This is a genomic window from Fuerstiella marisgermanici (assembly GCF_001983935.1).
GTDB classification, from domain to species: domain Bacteria; phylum Planctomycetota; class Planctomycetia; order Planctomycetales; family Planctomycetaceae; genus Fuerstiella; species Fuerstiella marisgermanici.
Genome location: NZ_CP017641.1, coordinates 5,596,855 through 5,616,210 on the forward strand (window position 1 = coordinate 5,596,855; position 19,356 = coordinate 5,616,210).

17 protein-coding genes are annotated in these 19,356 nt (G+C 55.5%); 11 read left to right on the plus strand and 6 right to left on the minus strand.

The window, feature by feature from the left end; genetic code table 11:
• Positions 1-10 precede the first annotated feature (10 nt).
• Together Fuma_RS20775 and Fuma_RS20780 are read left to right on the plus strand one after the other, a co-directional pair.
• Positions 11-289: an AbrB/MazE/SpoVT family DNA-binding domain-containing protein gene (locus Fuma_RS20775; RefSeq protein ID WP_077025806.1), complete on the plus strand. Its 279-nt coding sequence runs from the start codon at positions 11-13 to the stop codon at positions 287-289.
• Positions 273-659: a type II toxin-antitoxin system VapC family toxin gene (locus tag Fuma_RS20780; protein ID WP_158521081.1), complete on the plus strand. Its 387-nt coding sequence runs from the start codon at positions 273-275 to the stop codon at positions 657-659. The genes Fuma_RS20775 and Fuma_RS20780 overlap by 17 nt, the downstream gene beginning before the upstream one ends.
• A 55-nt stretch (positions 660-714) precedes the next feature.
• Here Fuma_RS20780 and Fuma_RS20785 read toward each other — a convergent pair whose 3' ends face one another.
• Positions 715-972, minus strand: a complete 258-nt coding sequence (locus Fuma_RS20785; RefSeq protein ID WP_077025808.1) for a hypothetical protein — start codon at positions 970-972, stop codon at positions 715-717.
• Between the two features lie 780 nt (positions 973-1,752).
• Here Fuma_RS20785 and Fuma_RS20790 point away from each other — a divergent pair.
• The 3 genes from Fuma_RS20790 (at position 1,753) to Fuma_RS20800 (ending at position 4,220) form a co-directional block, all read left to right on the plus strand.
• On the plus strand, positions 1,753-2,397 hold the full coding sequence (locus Fuma_RS20790) for a hypothetical protein (RefSeq protein WP_145944279.1): 645 nt from the start codon (positions 1,753-1,755) through the stop codon (positions 2,395-2,397).
• Between the two features lie 154 nt (positions 2,398-2,551).
• Complete coding sequence (locus tag Fuma_RS20795) at positions 2,552-2,980, plus strand: hypothetical protein (protein ID WP_077025810.1); 429 nt, start codon at positions 2,552-2,554, stop codon at positions 2,978-2,980.
• Between the two features lie 94 nt (positions 2,981-3,074).
• Positions 3,075-4,220 (plus strand): TlpA family protein disulfide reductase, encoded by a 1,146-nt coding sequence (locus Fuma_RS20800; protein ID WP_077025811.1) that lies wholly within the window; start codon positions 3,075-3,077, stop codon positions 4,218-4,220.
• 149 nt (positions 4,221-4,369) lie between these two features.
• On the opposite strand, the gene Fuma_RS20805 is transcribed toward Fuma_RS20800, so the two are convergent.
• The 4 genes from Fuma_RS20805 to Fuma_RS20825 form a co-directional block, all read right to left on the minus strand.
• On the minus strand, positions 4,370-4,822 hold the full coding sequence (locus tag Fuma_RS20805; protein WP_145944280.1) for a hypothetical protein: 453 nt from the start codon (positions 4,820-4,822) through the stop codon (positions 4,370-4,372).
• Between the two features lie 78 nt (positions 4,823-4,900).
• Complete coding sequence (locus Fuma_RS20810; RefSeq protein ID WP_077025813.1) at positions 4,901-5,278, minus strand: hypothetical protein; 378 nt, start codon at positions 5,276-5,278, stop codon at positions 4,901-4,903.
• An 84-nt stretch (positions 5,279-5,362) separates the two neighbouring features.
• Positions 5,363-6,301 (minus strand): ArdC family protein, encoded by a 939-nt coding sequence (locus Fuma_RS20815; RefSeq protein ID WP_077025814.1) that lies wholly within the window; start codon positions 6,299-6,301, stop codon positions 5,363-5,365.
• A gap of 727 nt (positions 6,302-7,028) precedes the next feature.
• The gene (locus Fuma_RS20825; protein WP_077025816.1) at positions 7,029-7,448 is read right to left on the minus strand and encodes a DUF6876 family protein; all 420 of its coding nucleotides are present in this window, start codon (positions 7,446-7,448) and stop codon (positions 7,029-7,031) included.
• A gap of 451 nt (positions 7,449-7,899) precedes the next feature.
• On the opposite strand from Fuma_RS20825, the gene mobF reads away from it, so the two are divergent.
• From mobF to Fuma_RS20850, 5 genes are all read left to right on the plus strand, one after another.
• Positions 7,900-10,551, plus strand: a complete 2,652-nt coding sequence (gene mobF, locus Fuma_RS20830; protein WP_158521082.1) for a MobF family relaxase — start codon at positions 7,900-7,902, stop codon at positions 10,549-10,551.
• A complete protein-coding gene (locus Fuma_RS20835; protein WP_077025818.1) occupies positions 10,541-10,972 on the plus strand; it encodes a hypothetical protein in 432 nt (143 codons plus the stop codon). The genes mobF and Fuma_RS20835 overlap by 11 nt, the downstream gene beginning before the upstream one ends.
• A gap of 100 nt (positions 10,973-11,072) precedes the next feature.
• Entirely contained in the window at positions 11,073-11,288 is a 216-nt protein-coding gene (locus tag Fuma_RS20840) for a hypothetical protein (protein ID WP_077025819.1), read from the plus strand.
• Positions 11,289-11,622: 334 nt separating this feature from the next.
• Positions 11,623-12,000 (plus strand): hypothetical protein, encoded by a 378-nt coding sequence (locus tag Fuma_RS20845; RefSeq protein WP_077025820.1) that lies wholly within the window; start codon positions 11,623-11,625, stop codon positions 11,998-12,000.
• A gap of 121 nt (positions 12,001-12,121) precedes the next feature.
• A complete protein-coding gene (locus Fuma_RS20850) occupies positions 12,122-13,762 on the plus strand; it encodes a helix-turn-helix domain-containing protein (RefSeq protein ID WP_077025821.1) in 1,641 nt (546 codons plus the stop codon).
• A 394-nt stretch (positions 13,763-14,156) separates the two neighbouring features.
• Here the strand turns inward: Fuma_RS20850 and Fuma_RS20855 are convergent, their stop codons facing one another.
• Positions 14,157-15,329 carry an ISAs1 family transposase gene (locus tag Fuma_RS20855; protein ID WP_077025139.1) on the minus strand — a complete coding sequence of 391 codons (1,173 nt, stop codon included), beginning with the start codon at positions 15,327-15,329 and terminating at the stop codon, positions 14,157-14,159.
• Positions 15,330-15,851: 522 nt separating this feature from the next.
• On the opposite strand from Fuma_RS20855, the gene Fuma_RS20860 reads away from it, so the two are divergent.
• Positions 15,852-19,244 carry a P-loop NTPase fold protein gene (locus Fuma_RS20860; RefSeq protein WP_077025822.1) on the plus strand — a complete coding sequence of 1,131 codons (3,393 nt, stop codon included), beginning with the start codon at positions 15,852-15,854 and terminating at the stop codon, positions 19,242-19,244.
• Positions 19,245-19,356 lie beyond the last annotated feature (112 nt).

Sequence of the window (19,356 nt, forward strand, 5' to 3'; positions counted from 1 at the left end):
GGATGGCATCATGATGCAGAATGGAACAACGGATGAACAATGGAATTGCCGCATCGACACTTCGGGTCGATTGGTCCTGCCGCAGCCGGTGAGAATCCGGCAGGGGCTCAACGATGGTGGTGAGCTTGTGGTGAGCATCGAAGACAGGGCGATCGTGCTGCGAAGCTACGAGGAAGCCATGCAACGACTGCAGGACGCCTTCTGCGAAGGCATCCCCGCTGACGTGAGCCTGTCCCGCGAGTTAATGGAAGCACGTCGTGCGGAGGCCCGGCGTGAGACGAATCATTGACGCGTCCGTGGTGCTCGCCGTTTGCCAGAACGAGCCGGGCATGGAAGAAGCCCGACACCGAATGCGGTTCGGGCTGATCTCCGCGGTCAATGCGTCGGAGGTCTACCAGAAGAGCGGAGCGTGCGACAGGTTGTCACTGGCCAGAGCCATCATGGCCACGGCGGGTATCGAGATCGTCCCGTTCACGAATGACGTCGCTCTGATTGCGGCCGAAATTCACCCGCTGGTGAAAGGCCGTGACATCTCCTTCGCCGACCGAGCATGCCTTGCTCTGGGCATGGCTGAATACCTGCCGATACTCACCGGCGATCATGCTTGGTTGCACCTGCCGATCGACGCCGAAGTGGAAACGTTTCGGCAGATGAGCTGACCCCAAGCACACCGGCCGAGCTCATCGCCCGACCGGCGGGTTTGGGAAGTGGCGGTCAGTCCGCTGACGGTTCGGCCGCGACTTCGGGCTTCTGCTCGTAGATGAACGAGTGGGCCTGTTCGGCGACGCGTTGCACCAGCGGCAGGTCGTGACGACCAAAGCTGTGGGTTTCGTTCCAGTGTCCTTCCTGCTGATACAGACGCACAATCGTGACGTTGTACCACGGGCCTTTGTCAGACTCGTTCCGCCAGACGACGGCTTTGACAAGTCCCATGCGAAATTCGGCGACAGGTTTGTTGGGTTGACTGGCCATTTCTGAGTGCTCCTGTGAAAAAGGGTTTGTCATGTTCTTCACCCACAGGCTGAGGACATGACGAACCCGCTGCGGAGCACGTGCGGCGGCGAAGTGAGCGCAGGCAGACCGCAGGAGTCTTCGCCGGGGCGAGTGACAGATCCTCTGGCACGCCCCGGCCCTGCCTGCCGCAGCAACCGGAAGCCGCCGCAACCCAGGCCATGAACTCCAATTCCCGAACAGATTCAATAAGGGACACGGCACCGTAAACTCCGGCATTCTCAAACCGAGGCAAACCTACATACCAAGGCGCGTCTGCGGGCAGCAATTTCGCAACATAGGACGGTTCGACATGAGCGACGAAACTGGGTTGCCGAATCCGCTCAGCACGCGACCAGCAAATGCCGGGTTGCAACAGCCGGTCTGCGAACTCCACACCTCGTGCAATGTCTGCATGTTCAATGTCTGACCAACATGACCAGTTCACTTGTAAAACGTTCGACCTGTGGTCGTAATGGTCAAGAGAAATAACAAACATCGTTGCACAGCTGACAATTCCCGTCTTAGAAGTTCTCTTAGCGGCTCCCCCCGCCGGACCTCGATCCACAGTGGAGTTGATTGGTGACAATTGGTTCGCCGCAACACCACTGACTAACTCGCAATGACCACTTTGGTGCTTAGACTCTGCTGCACGGAAACAAAGAACGCTTCCGGGAGCCGCCCCCCTGGGCACCGAACCAATTGTGTTAGCGGCAGTCACGCCAGTAAAACAATCCCTTATGAATCTGGAGGTACCGAACGATGCCCAAATGGATATGTCCTTGTTGGGGATGCACAGTCTGGGTGTACGCCCCACCGGTACGCCCCATTCACCCGGTTGCGGCCAACCCCAACTTTCAGGCAAGGGATCCGACCTGTCCGACTCATAAAGCCCCGATGGAGTACACGGACGATGTGCCAACCGGACCAGTCACCGTACGAATGGCGACTCAGTCACACTTGTTCGGCACGGTCGACGCAAAGCTTGGAATCCGGGTCGGAACGTTTCCTGGAGACGTGCCGATTTACTGTGACTATCACCAGCGAAAACACGTTTACCTGGGTCGCTGGCCCGGATCAACGAAGACAGACACGCCAGTGTTTCTCGGCTCCATCTACTCTCAGGACTCGCTCGACCTTTGTAGCCTGCTCGCAACCTCAGTGCCTTGGGGAAAATGTGATGTTGTCGGCGGCGTCGACATCATTTTCGACTGCGGCAAGTCGGTCGTCGGTACGGAAGGCGAAACGTGCATTCTTGTGCAGGGCGGCTTCCAAACCGAGAAGAGCAAGAGAGTCATCACGTTTCACGCCTATCCGATAGAAGAAGCCGGCACTCAGGCGACAACGTTTCGTAGCTGCAGGCAAAAAGGCAGGCACTTCAAGCTGGATGTTTCGGGCGTCATTTAGTGTTCTAAGCCCACACTCAAGGCATCGGCTTTGAGTGTGGGCTTGACTGCCCTCGAGAGCGAACATCCGTTGCCATTGGATTTACCCGCTGCTTGAGGCACGAGTCTTTTGGTTGAGTCACCCACAGGCTTATTGTGCAACGAGCCCTGATCCAGTGATTGTTTCGTCTTTTTGCGGTCGAACATCGGTCGCGGTTGGTTGGTTTGAATTTGATGAATGCGGAGTTCGTTCGCTGCCGCTGAATCATGGCGGCGATGAGATTGAAATGAGAGATGATAGTGGAGCGGTGGTGCAAGCGACGCAGACCGCAATCATGCTGAATTCGCAATATCGCAGCGGCGACAGTCAGAGCTTGGCCTACTCGCATCTATATCAGATTGAGTTTACCAATGACACGACCCTGAAGCTGACCTTCAGCGATCATCAAGTTGTCGTAAGCGGGCGACGGTTCGGCGAGTTGGACCGGCGGTTGCAGCTTCAGCGTGTGCTGCAGATTTGTGATGCTGGTGTTGTTGTCGCAGCCGGTCAGGGATCTTTCGCAGCCGGCGATGCCACTTATTGGGGTCCAGTCCGTGTGAGTTAGTTCACAGCCCCACGGATTTGACTCGTTTCTGCATGTCACAATGCCTCGCGTAGGTTATGCTTGGCGACTTCGACCTCTTTCAGGAACCCTACCTATGCCGATTATTTACCGGACCGCGTCTGCAGTCGTACTCTTCCTGTTTGTTGGCTGTACTGAGACTGCCGATGTCCAAAACGCGGCCACGTCCCCCGAGACCTCTGACGCAACAGTCCTTGACGCAGACTCTGCAGCAGCCGCGCCCGCAGAAGCTTCCATAGCGACAGAATCGCCAGATACGACCGATGAACCTGCCGCTTCGGTCAGTGAGTACGCGGCTTTGCCGGACGGGTTGCCTCCTCAAGTTGCGGAGGCATACCAGAAAACCACAGAAAAGGCTGCCGATGGCGGCTTTGATGGTCTGCTGAGCCTTGCCGGCATTTCACAACACATCGCGAGCCAGGCTGCTGAATCCAATCCCGACGCTGCGAGCACCTTCTTCAAGCAGTCCGCGACTGCTTTGCGGGCAGGCCGTGAATTGTACCCTGAGGAACTACCGGGTTCGTTTGTCGGCCCGATTCTGTACAACGAAGCTTGTGCGTTTGCCAAAGAAGGAAATATCGAAGTTGCCGAAAGGAGCCTCGCGGAAGCTGTCGAAAGCGGTTTTAAAGACTTTGATTTGCTGCGAAGCGATACAGACCTGGAAGCCGTTCGTTCTGCTCCTGGATTTGAAGACAAGCTTAAGCAATGGGAGGTCGTTGCTGTTGAAAAGACCATCAAGCGGGTTAGGGAAGAACTTGCGAGCAACGAGAGCTTTGCATTTGATTTCACGCTGAACGACATCGAAGGCAATGCACAAAGCCTGGCTGCCTATAAAGGCAAGGTCTTGATTGTTGACATTTGGGGAACATGGTGTCCGCCATGCCGGGAAGAAATTCCGTCCTTCATCAAGCTGCAGGAAAAGCTTGGCGACAAGGGGTTTCAGATACTGGGCCTGAACTACGAACACGCTGACGAAGAAGCAAACATCGCCACCGTCAGCGCATTCATCAAAGAAAACGGCATCAACTATCCGTGCATTCTGGGTACTGATGAAGTTCGAGACCAGGTACCCAACTTTGAAGGTTTCCCGACCACGCTATTCATCGACAGGGCGGGCAGAGTTCGCCTGAAAGCTGTTGGCCTTCATGAATACAGCTATCTGGAAGCAATTGTCAACGAACTGCTTGCAGAAGAAGCTCCAACTGCGAATTCAGCAGGTTAGTTGCGCACAGGTTGCCATCACCAACATGAATCAACACAGGAGCATGGTGTCCACACAGGAAGGTTGCGATCACCGGCTACGTGCTGGTGACAGCGGAGACTCGGCTTCCGAAAGGGGAGGACACGAAAAATTGCTGGGAGGCCGTCAGGTTAGACCTCGGGCTGATCAACGTCCGGTTCAATAAATCCGAATAGGCCATTCTCCGTGAGTTGCTGCAGCATCTGCTGGCGGGTCCGTCGCTGCAATTCATTGGCAACACTGCCGCAGAGAGGCTGGCCAAAGTGTCGGCGAGCCTGGCTCAGGAAGGCGTCCACGCACGACTGCCGGGTCGGAAAGTCATCCCACGGCGAGCCAGTGCCGCTGAAGTCTCCACAGCGATACTCGCAGCGAATGCGAACGGCCCAGCGTCCGTCGGTCAGCGGAGCAATGTTGTATTCGGCGACGGCTTTGCAGTTTTTGCTGGTGATTCGCCGGATTCCTTCGGCAGCCCGCGTGGCGGGATCGCGGACGGTGGTCGCCCAGACTTCAAATTCGCGAATCCGATCGTCATGGAAATCAATGAGCAGGGGCGTGTCGCTGTTGTTCGGTTGATGGTCGGTCATGATTGTGCCTTGCGTGATGTCGTCTGCGATCAAGAAGGCCGCCCCAACGGTGTGTCGGGGCGACCGTAAGATGGCGGGCTAAGTGAGCAATTCCTGACTGTCCCGCATGCGACACAGCGGACAGGTTCCCAGATGACTGGTGACTTTCAGATCGTCGTCGCCGATGATTGCCGTCCAGCCGTCGTCGATCGCCTCTTTGAGGCTGCCGATCTGCGAACCGTTGTCGCAGTCGTAGCAGGTGATGGATCGGAACCGCGTTCGCATGGCCCCCGGCAGGCAGGCGGGCTTGAGCAAATGCTCCAGCACCTCGTCGACGCGTTCAGGAACACAGCCCTCCGGATAAAAGCCGCGATGGGCCAGCCAGTTGTGCAGGATGGCGGCATAGATGCGGGCTTCGGAGTAGTCATGTGATTCGATGTATTCCAGAATCAATTCGTAGCAGGTCGTGGGGTCCATGATGGATCTCCTGTGGGAGAGATGAAGGCGAATCAGAAAGAAGGCCGCCGAAGTTCGTTCGGCGGCGGTGCAAAGATGGAGCGTTCAGGCATCAACTGCGGAAGCGTCCTGCCGCTGCAGGCTGTGCAGATAGTCCACGGCCTTGGACGCAAAGCTGGCCGCCGAGAAGATGGCCCGCTTGTCGCCCTTGAGGATCTGCAGCCAGTGATCGATGTAGCTGGCGTGGTCGTCCCGCACTTCCGGTGTGACGTTCAGATCCGCACACAGAAAGGCCGATCCCAGTTCCGCCACAAGCTCTTCACGGCTGTAGCCTTCGTCGCCAAACGTCTTCCGCCCAAAGTCCCGATCCAGCCGCGATGGAGCTTTTGTCCAGTGAACAAGCTCATGCGTCAGAGTGGCCGCGTGACTTTCCGCATCACGAAACGTTTCCAGCCGTGGCATCCGGATAAAGTCCGCCCCGTTGACATAGCAGGCTGAGTTCCCACCTTCGCGAACATCGGCTCCGGTGTGGCGAACAAACTGCTCGGCGGCAGCGATACGTTCGATGTCGTTATTCGATGGCTGCACGGTTTCCGAAAACCGTTCCGGCAACCCGTCACACTGTTCCGCATTGAAGACGCGGTATTCCTTCAGAAAGTGAACGTCCCGCTGAACCTCCTGCCCGTCGTCGTTCTCTTCAGCCTTCTGAAAGCTGGAGGCATACACCACCGGCGAACTCTTCTCGCCCTTCTTCACATGCCCGCCCAGTTGCTGAGCCTGCTTGTAAGTCAGCCACAGCGGACAACTGAAGCCCTGCGTCTCGGCCGAGTCCCACAGCATCAGGATATTGATGCCGTGATACGGCTCCCCGTTATGCCGCAGCGGTCGCGTAATGCGTCCCGCCGCGTGCTCCGCATTCCACGGCTTAAGCCAGGGTTTCACACCCTGCGAAAGCTGTTCGATGATGCGATCCGTCACCCGCGTATAAACGTCCGTGCGTTCGGTGTTGCGGCTGCGTCGTGCTGAAGATTTGGTCGTGGTCATGTCAGTTACTCCCCTGATGAGAAAAAGAAATCAAAAGAGCCCCGCTGGCTCTGTTTTGAGCCATGGGGGTCGCAAGACCTCAAAACCGGGGGAAGTGCAGTCAGGGCCGAGGCGGGAGGAGGGCACCGCGCTGCACAAGCGAAGCGCGGAAGCGTGGGCGGCGGCCTCCCGCTTCGCGTGGCCCCGAGCCTTGACGGCACTGGGGGCGGAGCCCCCTCAACTCAACAACCACGCCGCAGGCGACATCTTTATTGCCTTCATTCCGCAGCAGTGGGCGAAAGGGGCAGTCCGCGCCAGCGACCGTAGCGATAGCGAAGCCCGTCAGCACACGGTCGGCCACCGGCCGAGGTGCCACGAACCAAAGGCCATGTTACCGAGAGCACCGACATGCCCGACGGCTGAAGCGTTGCACCTGGCTGTGCCCCGAGTCACGGCGGCGAATGGATTTTGTCGCCACCGCCGATGACTCTCCACAACATGGCCCGGATTAGACGTCGAACTTCCCACTCCCGCAGGTTTCGTCAATAGGATTTGACGAAACCGAAAGAAGATCTTGTCACCTCAGCAGCCGTCGGGCTGTCGGCATTGGGTACACGCAGCACGCGGAAAGTATGTTGCATCGAATGCGACGACACCGACAGGCTTTGTCTGAAAGACCGCGCAGGACCGTAAAGAGTCCCGAGACGAAGAACGCCCGCCGCGACCAGCGGCGGGCGCGGCACCAACATCAATGCTCACTCGGCAGATACACGGTGAAATACTGCCCGTCATATCCGACCCAGATATCGATCGCCGGTAGCGGAAAGTCCGTGAACGGAATCTGCTGAGTGATGAACGCCGGCAGATCAGAATCCGCCCGTGCCGTGAGAAGGGCCGAATCATCGTCGCTGACATCCAGCCGCCAGAAGTGCAGATCCTGAATGCGTGGATCCGTCCGTACGGCTCGTTGAAACGCAGCAGAGCCAATGTGACTGGCAATCGCGTCGACAAGCCACCAGGCCCCCGCCGTTTGAGCCAGGTACTGCACACCGGGCGTATAGATCACGTGTCGATTGAGGGCGTGCCGAAATCGTTCGCAGTCGCCGGTGAAGTGTGGCAGGTTCGTCTTCAGTTCATGTGCAAGTTGTTGTTGAGATTGATCAGACATGGTTTGTCTCCTTTGTTTGAGGGTTGACTGAACGATGCCCGATCGGCGTCCGACCGACGGACGGAGTCAGGGGTCTGCCCGCCAGGGAACGCCGAAGATGGTCAGGAGCGAAGGGGAAGGTCGTCTGCAGGCGACCCTTGACGCCGTTCGCGAGGACGCCAGGGTCAGCGAGATTCAGTCAGCCCCAACGACGGCCCCGCAAACCATGGCCCATCAGCAACATGCAGAACGGCAGACAATGCCATCCGCATCCGCTGAAGGCACGCGACCGCCGCACTGACTCACGCCGTGAATCACGCCGTCGATGCCGCGTGCGTGTCAGATTGAAACGTCGAAACTGATTGACAGGCAACCTTGCCCGCGCTACCAGAAACAGGCGAATGCTCTGCAACATTCAGACGGTGCCCGGCGTGTTGAAAGAGCACACCCTCACGAAATGCGGGCAACCTTCATGCTCCGAATTATCCAAAACCGATCCGCCGCCAGTGCGAAGTCCTACTACTCCAGAGCCGAATACTACGGCGAAGGCCAGGAGAAGCCGGGCTACTGGTTTGGCAAGACAGCCCGCATGCTGGGCCTCGAAGGCAGGATCGAAGAATCCGACTTTCAGGCACTGTGTGACAATCTTGATCCCCGCACCGGTCAGCAACTGACCGCCCGTCACAACACCGACCGTACCGTCGGCTATGATTTCAACTGGCACGTGCCCAAAGGCGTGAGTCTCGCCTATGCCCTCGGTGACGAACGCATTGAACACGTCTTCGAACGCAGCGTGGAGGAAACGATGCGGGAGATTGAAGCCGAAGCAAAGACCCGAGTTCGCATCGGCGGCAAGCAGGAAAACCGCACGACCGGGAATCTGGCCTGGGGACAATTCGTCCATACGACGGCCCGCCCGAATGATGAAGGTCAGGTTGATCCGCACCTGCACGCCCATTGCTTCGTCTTCAATGTGTCCTGGGACCAGCAGGAACAAAAATTCAAAGCCGGTCAGTTCCGCGACCTCAAACGTGACGCGAGGTTCTTCGAAGCCCGCATGCACGTGCGACTGGCGAAATACCTGAAAGATGAACTCGGCTATTCCATCCACCGCAATGGCCGCCACTGGGATATCGCCGGGATTCCACAAGCCACCAAAAAGAAATTCTCAACGCGAACCAACGAGATCGAATCTCTCGCGGAGGAACAGGGAATCACCGACGCCGACGAGAAAGCAGAACTCGGCGCCAAGACCCGCAACTCCAAAGCCAACCATGAATCCTTCGCCAGTCTGCAGCAGGGCTGGAGAGACCGGCTGACACCCGAAGAAGCCGAAATCTTCGAAACGCTCACCAATCCCACCGGCAGCGGCAGCGGCACCGTCAACGGTCCCCGCAATCTTCAGGAAGCGGTCAGGCACGCCATTGACCACTGCTTCGAACGTGAATCGGTCGTTCCCGAACGCCATGTCCTGGCCGAAGCCATGCGCTTCGGCGTGGGCACCGTCAATGTGCATAATGTCGCCGCAGAAGCGGCGCGGCAGGGACTGATCACCCGCGAACTCGATGGCCGCCGCATGGCCACCACGCCGGAAGTCCTGGCCGATGAAGCTGCTGTGCTCAAGTTCGCCCGCGACGGCCGCCACGCCGCGTCACCATTAAACGCTGACTGGCAGCCAAAGGAAAACTGGCTCAGCACAGAACAGCTCGATGCCATCAAACAACTCACCAGCAGCGACGACCGCCTGCAAATGCTGCTCGGCGGCGCCGGCACCGGTAAGACGACGCTCATGCAGCAGGCAGTCGCCGCCATCGAGGACGGTGGCACCAAAATCTTCACCTTCGCGCCGTCCGCTCAGGCCAGCCGCAAAGTGCTACGTGAAGAGGGCTTCGAATCAGCCACCACCGTTGCCGAACTCCTCATCAACGAAAAGCTGCAGGCCGAGACCAAAGGACAGGTCATCTGGATCGACGAAGCGTCACTGCTCGGCAGCCGTCAATTGAAGCAGGTCGTCGATCTGGCTGACCGCAATGACGCGAGAATCATTCTGTCCGGCGACTGGAAACGGCAGCACGGCAGCGTCGAACGCGGCGGCGTCCTCGGCCTCATAGATCGCTATACCGGCCTGTCTCCCATCCAGATCAACACCATTCGCCGCCAGCAGGGGCGTTACAAAGAAGCCATCCAGACGATGGCGGGCGGCCAGTTACTGAACGGCTTCGATCAGCTCGACAAGGATCTCGGCTGGGTGCATGAAATCGACGATGCCAGCCGCGATAACCAGATTGCCACGGACTATGCCAATGCGGTGGAGAAAAACCAGTCCGCCATGGTGCTGTCACCGACGCATCGCGAGGCAGATCACCTGACACAGGCCATTCGCCAGGAACTGAAACAACGCGGCAGGATCAAAGGCGACGAGCACGACGTCTATACCTTGAGGCCGTTGCATCTAACAGTGGGCGAACGCGGTGACCAGGCCTTCCTGCAGGACGGCGACGTCATCATCTTTCACCAAAACGCCAAAGGACACCGCAAGGGCGAACGCATCACGATCCACGGCACGGTTTCAGGCGATGTCACTGCTCAGGCCGATCGCTACTCAGTCTACCGCCCCGGCAAGCTCCGCCTCGCAGCAGGAGATCACATCCGCCTGACGTCGGGCGGCAAAACAAAGGACGGTCAACACCGCCTCAACAACGGAGCCATCTTCGAGGTGGCCGAAGTCACCGATTCCGGAGACCTCAAACTTAGCAACGGCTGGACCATCGATCGACAGTTCGGCCATCTGGCCCACGGCTTCGTCAGCACCAGCCACGCCAGTCAGGGCCGTACGGTCGATCACGTCTTCATTTCAGAATCCACCGAATCGCTCCCCGCCGCCAGCCGCGAACAAATGTATGTCAGCGCCTCCCGCGGGCGAAAGTCCTGCCACATCTACACCAATTCCAAAACGGAACTGCGAGCGGCCATTCAGGAAACCTCCGTCGGCCAAACCGCCACCGAGATCTTCTGGCCCGCAGACGAGTTGCAACAGCAACGCCGTCACCAGCAGCAACAGAAACATGTCATAGGCGATCTGAAAGAACGCGAACGCGCGAAGGAACTGGTCCATGAGCGATAGACCTGACACCATTGCAGACCTGCTGAAACCCCGACCTGAACTCACGCAGTTTAGTCACACAAGCAGCAAGCCCGCCGAATCTCCGCCACCTGCCGACGACGACTACGTCGCCTTCGGGCACGGCCGAGTCGGTCTCCGCCCGCGCATGATGCTCACCTTCCGCAAATGCAGCGGCGAAGTCGAAGTGCTTCCGTACTCAATGCTGATGCGTATCTGCAGCGACGACACCGACAAAGGCTTCACCCTCCACTTCGGCTCTCAAACCGTCATCGTCGAAGGCCAAGGCCTCACCCAGCTGTTCCGCTACCTCTGCGAACACCGAGCCGTGGAGATCGTCGAGAGCGACAGAACTGCCGCTTTGGATGGCGAAGCGAAGTCGGTCGTGACCGCAATCAGGACCGAAAGCAATTGCCGCAAATAAAGCTGCAACATTTCGACCCGCCACAGCGTGTCGTGGATGAGGAGCAGCAACTGTGCTGTCACCCTTCACTCTTACCAACCAAAAAGGAAGGAAGCGATCAATGGGCAACGCCATGAAACACATCACCTGCAGCCTGATCGGGACCTTGCTGGCCGTCGGCATCGCCGGCATGGTCGCCGCGGACTGGGTCGACTACAAGATCAACGAGGTCTCAGTAATGATCGACCAAAAAATCGCCGATGTCGCCAACGCCCCGGCCCGAGCTGCCGCAAATACATGGGAGGCCGTGAAAGAGGCTGCCTCCGACATCTGGTAAGAGATCAAGAAGCCAATTCTTTGGGCGTCGGTCGTGACCACAGTACGCAGCAGCACAACCATAGCATCGCCGCACTCACGTAAACTTCGCAGATTCACTTCGGCGAACAGCTCCACGCCGTGCAACCGCAGATCGAGACGGAGCCGTTAGAACGCAGTCAAGTTAGAGTTGTGAGAACGATCCGTGAAAACCAAGTGGGATCCGTCGTTTTTTAGTTCTTGCCTTCACGTTTGACATGGTTATAAAATGGTTATAAACTCTTCACCGATGGATCGTCCCAGCTTGCCAAAAACGGCAATTACCCGCTCTCCGGTCAATTGGCGAGGACAGTTTGATGACCGCAGCCCTTCCCCCTATTTACCCAGAAATTGTCGCTTGGCAAAAGGCTCGACTGCCAGACTGGTATCGAGCTACTGTGGTTGGCGACAACCAATCCAGAGACCTGATTGAGGAAGAGCTCGTTGGGCTTGCCACTCGGGTGGATGAACGAGTCAGGACGCTAACAGCGTCAATGACTCGAAGCAAAGGCCTATTCCCAGACGACTGGGATGACGACATCGAACCGGCACTTCAGGATATCAATAAGTGCCTTTGCAACATGCAATCGTTGCGTCCTCAAAATCAGAAGTGCCCGGTTCGAAGCCTGAGTGCATCTGCAATATCTCGCCTGCGTTCGAGTGGCGGCCTGCGACACTCTGCCTGGGCACGATGACCACTATTCACTACTTTCAAATTCTCCACGTCGCCTCCTGTCATCTGCTGCAATCGCGGTTGGCCCAATCGTCGTGGTTCTTCGTGTCTATTACCTTCCAAAACCCGTTGGAGTCGTTTAGATGTTCGGTAGAAATTCTGCACAGCTGGATAAATACGAAGTCAGTCAGCTCGTGGTTCAGTACGCCCGCTCGCGAATTGTCGAACGTACGCAGAAACATCGTGTCACTCAGGCTGAGATAGCGCACGAGCTCAATGTCAGCCAGGCGATGATCAACGGAGTCGTGCATGGGAAAAAGTTTTTTTCGGAGGAGCGATTGAGCGACTACGCACAGTCATTGCACATGGAGTATTGGGAGCTTCTTGCTGAAATTCTGAATGCGTCTGGCAACAGTGAATCCACAGTTGGTTTGGATGAGGTTCGGAGTGAGGATTCACCCAGTGCAACACTGCTTTATGACTACGAACGCTACTGCGATATGATCGATCGTCAGAGGAGACTGTCATTTGAAGTGGCCGAGAAGTCATTTGATGGCGCGCAGGCATTCTCCGAGGTCCTTCGATTTGTGGCAGATTACGTCACAAAAGCCGGTATTGGGGGAGTGAAAATCAGTTTGATCAGTGTTGGGGAGAACAGAGCATTCGCAGTCCGTCGCGCTATTGCCGCGCCAGACACCGCTGACTGTCAGCTGTTTCCCAATCTGCCGTCGTGGATTGCGGAAAGCGTACGTCAGAATAGTGAACCGGAAACAGAGTCACGGATTCTGGTGTTGACAATCCCAGCTCAGGTACGGGAGTATCGGGAATCGCAGTGGCTATACGGAGAAGACGCCAGCAAAGTCGTTGTCCAGCAGGTGTTTCAGGAAGACTCGTTTGATGGCCGTCAAGGCACGTCACACGCACTCTTGTTCTCATTCAACGAAGGTGAACTTTCTGAATTTCAGCACGATCGTTTGTACCAGATTCTCTTTCTGGCATCGCGTCTAGGAGAAAAAATTGCTTCTTATGGACTTCGCGACCGTCTGAGATGCGCTCACAGAGTTATTGCTGCTCAGGCAGTGAAGGAGAAAATCCTTGCGCCTGGCTGGACTGATGAGCTAACAAAAGAACCACGAGAGCATTTCGCTCACCGGTTCCTCGAGGAAATCTGTGAAACGGACTCTCTCGGGGCCGATATCGCAACGGCCGATATGTGGCTGTATCAGGTGCCGGAAAACCGATTTGTCAGTCCCAACGAATATTTTCGTTGTGTTAGCGAACGTCATCGTGATTGCGACATCAGAGATTCTCAGGGGCAGTTGCGCCAGCTGTACAGCCTGTATGAAGAATCGCACCACAATGGGAATCTGGTGCCTCGTGCCAATGGCCGGACGAGCTATATGGTTGCGAATGAGATTGCCACGTTCACCAATAGTGCCGACAACGATGGGACAGTCGTGCGATGGTCCAGTGCTCCGGACTTGGAATTAGGAGCATTCATTGGAATTCCGTTCAGTTTTTTCCCGACTGGTGGAGAAGGTGTTGGCCACATAAGCGTCATTTATCTGCGTTGTATCGGCGATCTCGAAGACGAGGTGGCTGCTACAGTCGTTAAACGCGTGACACGACTTATGCGACAATCGGCTGAGTATAAGACGCGATTTGTTCCACTGTTTTCCCTCAATCGACAATTTACCGTGGCACCTCGACGAAACGACAATTGGGGAAAATGGTACGACGTGTTTCAGTTGCCACGGAAAAAAAACGTTGCTCGCGCAATATAGGCTGATTTACGGAGCTGGCATGCTCCCAAAATCCCGATACGTGTGTCTGGATTCTAATGACCGGGCACGTTCACCTCTCGATGTCGCAAGCCGAACGTATCGTGAATTTGCTACAGAAAGGTAAGGCAAAGCTATCCACCAGCAATTCGGTGGCCGAGGTCATGTGGGAGCCTGGAGTCGTCGACTTGGTTGATGTTATCAAGGCAGGATACCGTCTATTATTTCGTGCCTGAGGATGGCTAGTGGTGAAGCCGATGTGACATCTGAAGTGTGGCAACAGAAACGTGGTTTTGAACTAAATAAAATCGGACACGCACAGGCCTCTAGGTCAAGAAATGCAAGGTCTTTATTTTCCTGTCGGACAGCGGCGGTAAGGGGACAGGGCCAGCGCATACTAAGTTGTTTTGCCGGTAAGGATTTGCATCAAATAGTCAATGTTCCATCCGGCCATTCTTCTTTTCATGACGTTGCTTTGTTTGCCAGGATGTTTCTTGATGAGGCTGAGTGTGAGTCGTCTGAGCCATGACAAATTGTTCGCGAAGATTCGGTTTCGGACTCGACTTTCATCCTCGCGGTAGGTCATGTCGAGACTCCAGTGCAGCGTGTTTTCTATGGCCCAGTGACCACGAACCGTTGTTGCGAACAGCTCGCCTTTGCGACGCAGACTGCTGATGTAGTAGCGAACGTCAGAATGATGAATGCCGTCCTGCTCGTACATTCGGATCGCCGTTCCGATGGTCTTGAGTCCGGCCCATTTGTGGCCCACGTCAAAATCGACAGGCACGGTCGCCTGATAGTAGATTCTCTGTTCCTGCCGACCGTGTCCCTTCTCTGTTTCTTCATAGCGACTGACGGGATAGCGAGCGAAGTCATCCTCCAGGTGATCGAGAAAAAACTTCTGCACGACCTCATAGAGTTTCGGTTGGTTGCCTTTCAGGGCTAACACATAGTCTGCATTGCCAGACACGATCTGCTGCGCAATGTTTTTTTGACAACCCGCTGCGTCAATCGTAATGATCGCCTCATCGATATTGATTTCGTTCAGTAATTTCGGGATCGCGGTGATCTCGTTCGACTTCTCTTCCGTCGCCACCTGTCCCAGAGAAATCCCCTGATCAGAAGCCCACGCACTCACGATGAACAACGCACCCAGCCCATTCTTTTTGTCATGTGATCGACGGAGTGCTTTGCCATCAATCGCAATCTGTTTTCTGTAGCCTTCTTTCTGTTCGTCGGAAAGTCCTTCCAGCGATTCAATCCATTGCACGAAGCACGCTTGAAAGTCGTTCGGCTTCAGGAGAGAAAGGACGCGCCGGTACGTATCTTTTTTCGGAATGCCATGCGGAAGTGCCAGGTGTTTCTGCAGGCCATCGGCATTCAGTCGCGCCCATTCCGCAATCGCACTGGGGCCGTCGGCGTTGGCCAGCACTCCGCAAATGGCGATCACAATCACATCACCAAGCAGATGCAGACGATTGATGTTGGAACGCGGGTCTTTCAATTGATCAAAGTAATGAACAATGTTTCCTGTCAGCTCCTGGGTGACCGCCAGTTCAACTGTCGACATCTCTTGTCCTCTCCTCGTGAAGTCCGATGTTACGACACGAAAAGACTAACCAATACTCACTTGTCGCGCCAGCCTAAATTGCCCAAAGTGCGCGCTGGCCCTGGGTAAGGGGATTAGTGACTTCAGCGGTGAAAAGCACCAACCGACTCCATGCACCCCATGGCTCCTCTCTGCGGAGAGGAGCACACCGGCAAACTGCCCCCACTCATCGGCATGTTGGCCGCTAGGCTTTCTGGCTCTATAAATTCTGCAAACACACCGACGGTGGCAAAACTGCGAAGTCGACTTCACCCAATGCCGAAGGAATCCTCGACGAAGAAGCTGAAGAACTCTCTCTCGGCTTAGGTCACTTTTCAACAGCCATTTGGATGATCTGACGCCACGTCGACCTGATCGTAGACTTTGCCGCACTCTTAACTGGGTAGAGATTGCGCTCGCCCTTTATTTTCAGTGGCACTGCGAGCGGGAGATGATAGAATACGGGATCTGCGGGGCTGTGTTAATGCAAAGTTCGAGAAGAGAATGTCAGAGTCAAAGCGACGGACAGTACTGCTATCCGACGCGCCTGCCGACGCGGACGGCTTTCGAACGGAGAGTAGCGAGGGGCCAAGTTCACGCGTCGCAGCTGCCATCGCGTCCGTAATTTTGGGTGGAGAATCAGGCGGAAGAATTCTGGGACTAGAAGGTGCGTGGGGCAGCGGAAAATCGACTGTAATTCGCCTGCTTTGCGAATCACTGAAGAACTCAGAGAGTGTCCGGACGCTTGTTTTCGATGCTTGGGCGCATGAAGGCGATCCTCTGCGCAGGACGTTCTTCGAGTCGCTGCTCAACGACCTCTCCAATGGACCTCGGTGGTTGCCTGAGTCTCGCGACGTCTATTGGAATAAAGTAAGGCTGTCCCTCGCGAAACGATTCCGGAAAGAGACGACAACGACAATTCCGAAACCGACGAGACTCGGAGCCTTTGTCGGTCTACTAACCCTACTTGTTCCATTGGGACTGGTCGTCTTTCGGGAGGCTTACCGGGCTGGGTGGACCATTGACCCCGGCGCCGAATTCAATCTTCCCTTCTGCACGGGCCTTGCTTTGAGCTGTGGTCCAATCCTGGCAGTTCTGTTTTATGCACTAGGATTGTGGATCGCTCGAAGAGGCAGCGTTTCGCTCGCTGATTTCAATTTCTTATCTGGAGACTCGATCACCGAAGTTGATCGCGTCACGATTCAAACGCCAGAGCCCACTTCGATTGAGTTCGAAGAGTACTTCGAGGAGCTTCTCAAAGATTCACTCACCAAAGTCCCTGAACGCAAGCTCGTTATTGTGATTGACAACCTTGATCGCGTCGACGCGAACGACGCACAGACGATTTGGGCCGCCCTTCAACCTTTCATTGGGATTCCTCATTCGGAATTATCCAGTGCCCAACGGCAAGTCACGTTTATCATTCCTTACGACCGTTCGGGTCTCAAGAAACTCTGGAGCGCAAACGGCGATGATGAAGTGGTTGACTCTTTCATTGAGAAGACGTTTGCGTTGAGGTTCTCTGTCCCACCGCCAGTGTTGTCGGACTGGCGAAAATTCGCATCCGACCAGTTGGCGACGGCATTTCCGGATCATTCTGATGCTCAGCGAACTGAAGTGATTCGGGTTCTTGATAGCGTTCGCCAGAGCGCCAAAGTTGAATTCAGCCCACGGCAACTGAAAGTGGCCATAAATCAGGTTGGAGTCATTCATCGGCAGTGGGGGGAGGAATACACGCTTCATGGCGCGATGGCCTATGTGTTGGCAACGCAGACTGGACCAATCGTCGATGGGCTGCTGGAGAACAAGTATCCTGCCGATCCGCTGCGTCGCGTTTTCGGTGAAGACTTGAAAGCCGATTTTGCGGGCCTTGCGTTTAACGTTACGGCGGATCACGGGTTGCAGTTGTTGCTGGCTCAATCCATTGAAGACGTGCTTTCATCCGGCAATGTTGAAGGCACGACGGAACTGGAAGCGAAGCACTCTGTCGGCTTCTGGAGTGTGGTCGAGGCAGTCGTGCTTCCGAAGCTGATGGAACAACCAATCACCACAGTACTGAACGTAATTGTCGTGGCCGAGTCGGCGGATTGGGTCCCACTAGAGGACCTAAACGAGAACCGCGAATCACTAAAAACCAATCTCCTGCAAGCAGTTGCGAAGTCCACGAGTCTGGAGGCCTTTGATCAAAACACGCCGATGGGACTGACTGCATGGCTACGATTGGGGCCGGATTGGAAGCGAGTGGAGACAATTTGGCGACTCCTGAAACAATCCGTAAAGAATGCCGGGCAGCGAAAGGACGAACGGTCGTTCGATGCCGAACTCAAATCAATCGCGGCATTCCTAGAGCAGGCGGAGAAATTGAATTTGGATATTTCGCAACTCTCGCCTCTGTCGATGCAAGTAGATGCTGAACGCTGGATAGATGTTTGTGAGATCCTGAACAATTTGACACGCCGACCATTCTTCAAGCTGCTGCGCCCACATCGTGACATTGGGGTGGATCAAATATCTGAAGTGATTCGTGAAGCAATTGATTCAGATACCCTTGGAGAAAAACATCGCGCCTGCCTGAACGTATCGTCCGAGATGGAAGATACGTCGTGGACAGCAGTGTGTTCGTCCCTCAAAGCTCTGATTCGAAACACGTCTAAACAGCCCGCAGAAATTCGTGAGGGGATTGAGACGTTAAGGCTGCTATCGACGCATCCGAATCCGATGACTCGCAGCGATGCTGACACCGTTCTTGAAGAAGTGACGAACAGCGGCGAAATCCTGCACTGGCTATCGTCATTCGGAAGAAACGCTGCTACAGCAGACTTCATTTTGGTTCAACTGTTGCGTTTCAATCGTGACGCCGATGTCGCAACCGACCTTGGCAACGGAGCTGCAGGAAAGAACATTGCGACGCAAATGTTCAACGACAGTAGTGAAGAATCGGGATCGCGATTCGCGGGGAATGTTCAGCGGTGGCGCAGCTTTGATGTTCTTTTGGACGAGTGTGATGCCGCAGCCACACCGCTTCCATTGGTGTCGGCTGCGCTGACTCAGGCTTGTGCAGGTGAGCTTCGTGTGAGCGTTGTAACAGCATCGTCGATTGCCAAGCGGGCCGACGGACTCAGGAAGGCACTCGGCCAAGAGGCTTGGTTCGAAGTAATCGTCGCTCTGCAGTCTGCCGAAAACCTGTGCGGCAATCTGATGAACCTTGGATATCAGTCGGAAAACGACGGGCTCTACGCCGACATTATCGACTCATCGACGGCAACCAGCGAATTCAAATTGTGGCTTGTTGCAGAATATGAAGCATTCGATGAACCAATGTGGGACAGGGTGTTTTCGCAGTCAGAAGTTTCAAGACGTCTCTTTGTTCTCGCGGGAGAACGCTTATCGGACTGGAAGCTTGGGCCAGTTTTTGAAGATGCTATTGTGCGACTGGCCGGTGAAGTTGCCAAAGGTAATTCCTCGGGAACAGCCTACGTGCGAATCGCTCCTCTGAGTAAAATGGTAGCCTCACCAGATACTCGGTTTCAGTTGCAGAAACGCATCCTCGTTATCGCATGTCAGGAAAATGCTGATGACTGTCCTCCCCCAGAATTCTTTACGCTGTTTGGTGCGGAAATGGTTGAGAACGGCGTACTGGATTCGTACGAAAATGTTGTTGACGACCTCTATCTCCCGATCGTTCGGAACGGCGATGACACCGCTGTGAAATGGCTAAGACAGGCCGTCGAACGTCAGCCAGATATTCTGGCTCTGGAACGTCGAGGAGTCAGTAGCTTTGTTGAACGCATCAGAGAAATGGGCGATAAATCTGAAGATATGCAAGCCATCTCATCGATCGTCGATCAGAAACTTCCGTCGGCCAACGGCGGCGTTGAAGAGTCGGATCCTTCCTGACAAAGAATATATCCACTGCCCATCTTTGATGCGTTTGCACTTTCCCCGGGGCACAAACGATTGAGGGCACTGGCTCGGGAGGAGTGCTTCTCACAGGCGAATCTGGTGCTCC

Excerpts from the sequence above, each read along its gene's own strand:
- Fuma_RS20835 (WP_077025818.1), top strand. The coding sequence starts at position 10,541 with ATGAGCGATAGACCTGACACCATTGCAGACCTGCTGAAACCCCGACCT.
- Fuma_RS20810 (WP_077025813.1), bottom strand. The coding sequence starts at position 5,278 with ATGGACCCCACGACCTGCTACGAATTGATTCTGGAATACATCGAATCA.
- Fuma_RS20815 (WP_077025814.1), bottom strand. The coding sequence starts at position 6,301 with ATGACCACGACCAAATCTTCAGCACGACGCAGCCGCAACACCGAACGC.
- Fuma_RS20855 (WP_077025139.1), bottom strand. The coding sequence starts at position 15,329 with ATGTCGACAGTTGAACTGGCGGTCACCCAGGAGCTGACAGGAAACATT.
- Fuma_RS20790 (WP_145944279.1), top strand. The coding sequence starts at position 1,753 with ATGCCCAAATGGATATGTCCTTGTTGGGGATGCACAGTCTGGGTGTAC.
- Fuma_RS20825 (WP_077025816.1), bottom strand. The coding sequence starts at position 7,448 with ATGTCTGATCAATCTCAACAACAACTTGCACATGAACTGAAGACGAAC.
- mobF (WP_158521082.1), top strand. The coding sequence starts at position 7,900 with ATGCTCCGAATTATCCAAAACCGATCCGCCGCCAGTGCGAAGTCCTAC.
- Fuma_RS20775 (WP_077025806.1), top strand. The coding sequence starts at position 11 with ATGATGCAGAATGGAACAACGGATGAACAATGGAATTGCCGCATCGAC.
- Fuma_RS20845 (WP_077025820.1), top strand. The coding sequence starts at position 11,623 with ATGACCGCAGCCCTTCCCCCTATTTACCCAGAAATTGTCGCTTGGCAA.
- Fuma_RS20800 (WP_077025811.1), top strand. The coding sequence starts at position 3,075 with ATGCCGATTATTTACCGGACCGCGTCTGCAGTCGTACTCTTCCTGTTT.
- Fuma_RS20860 (WP_077025822.1), top strand. The coding sequence starts at position 15,852 with ATGTCAGAGTCAAAGCGACGGACAGTACTGCTATCCGACGCGCCTGCC.
- Fuma_RS20785 (WP_077025808.1), bottom strand. The coding sequence starts at position 972 with ATGGCCAGTCAACCCAACAAACCTGTCGCCGAATTTCGCATGGGACTT.
- Fuma_RS20840 (WP_077025819.1), top strand. The coding sequence starts at position 11,073 with ATGGGCAACGCCATGAAACACATCACCTGCAGCCTGATCGGGACCTTG.
- Fuma_RS20805 (WP_145944280.1), bottom strand. The coding sequence starts at position 4,822 with ATGACCGACCATCAACCGAACAACAGCGACACGCCCCTGCTCATTGAT.
- Fuma_RS20850 (WP_077025821.1), top strand. The coding sequence starts at position 12,122 with ATGTTCGGTAGAAATTCTGCACAGCTGGATAAATACGAAGTCAGTCAG.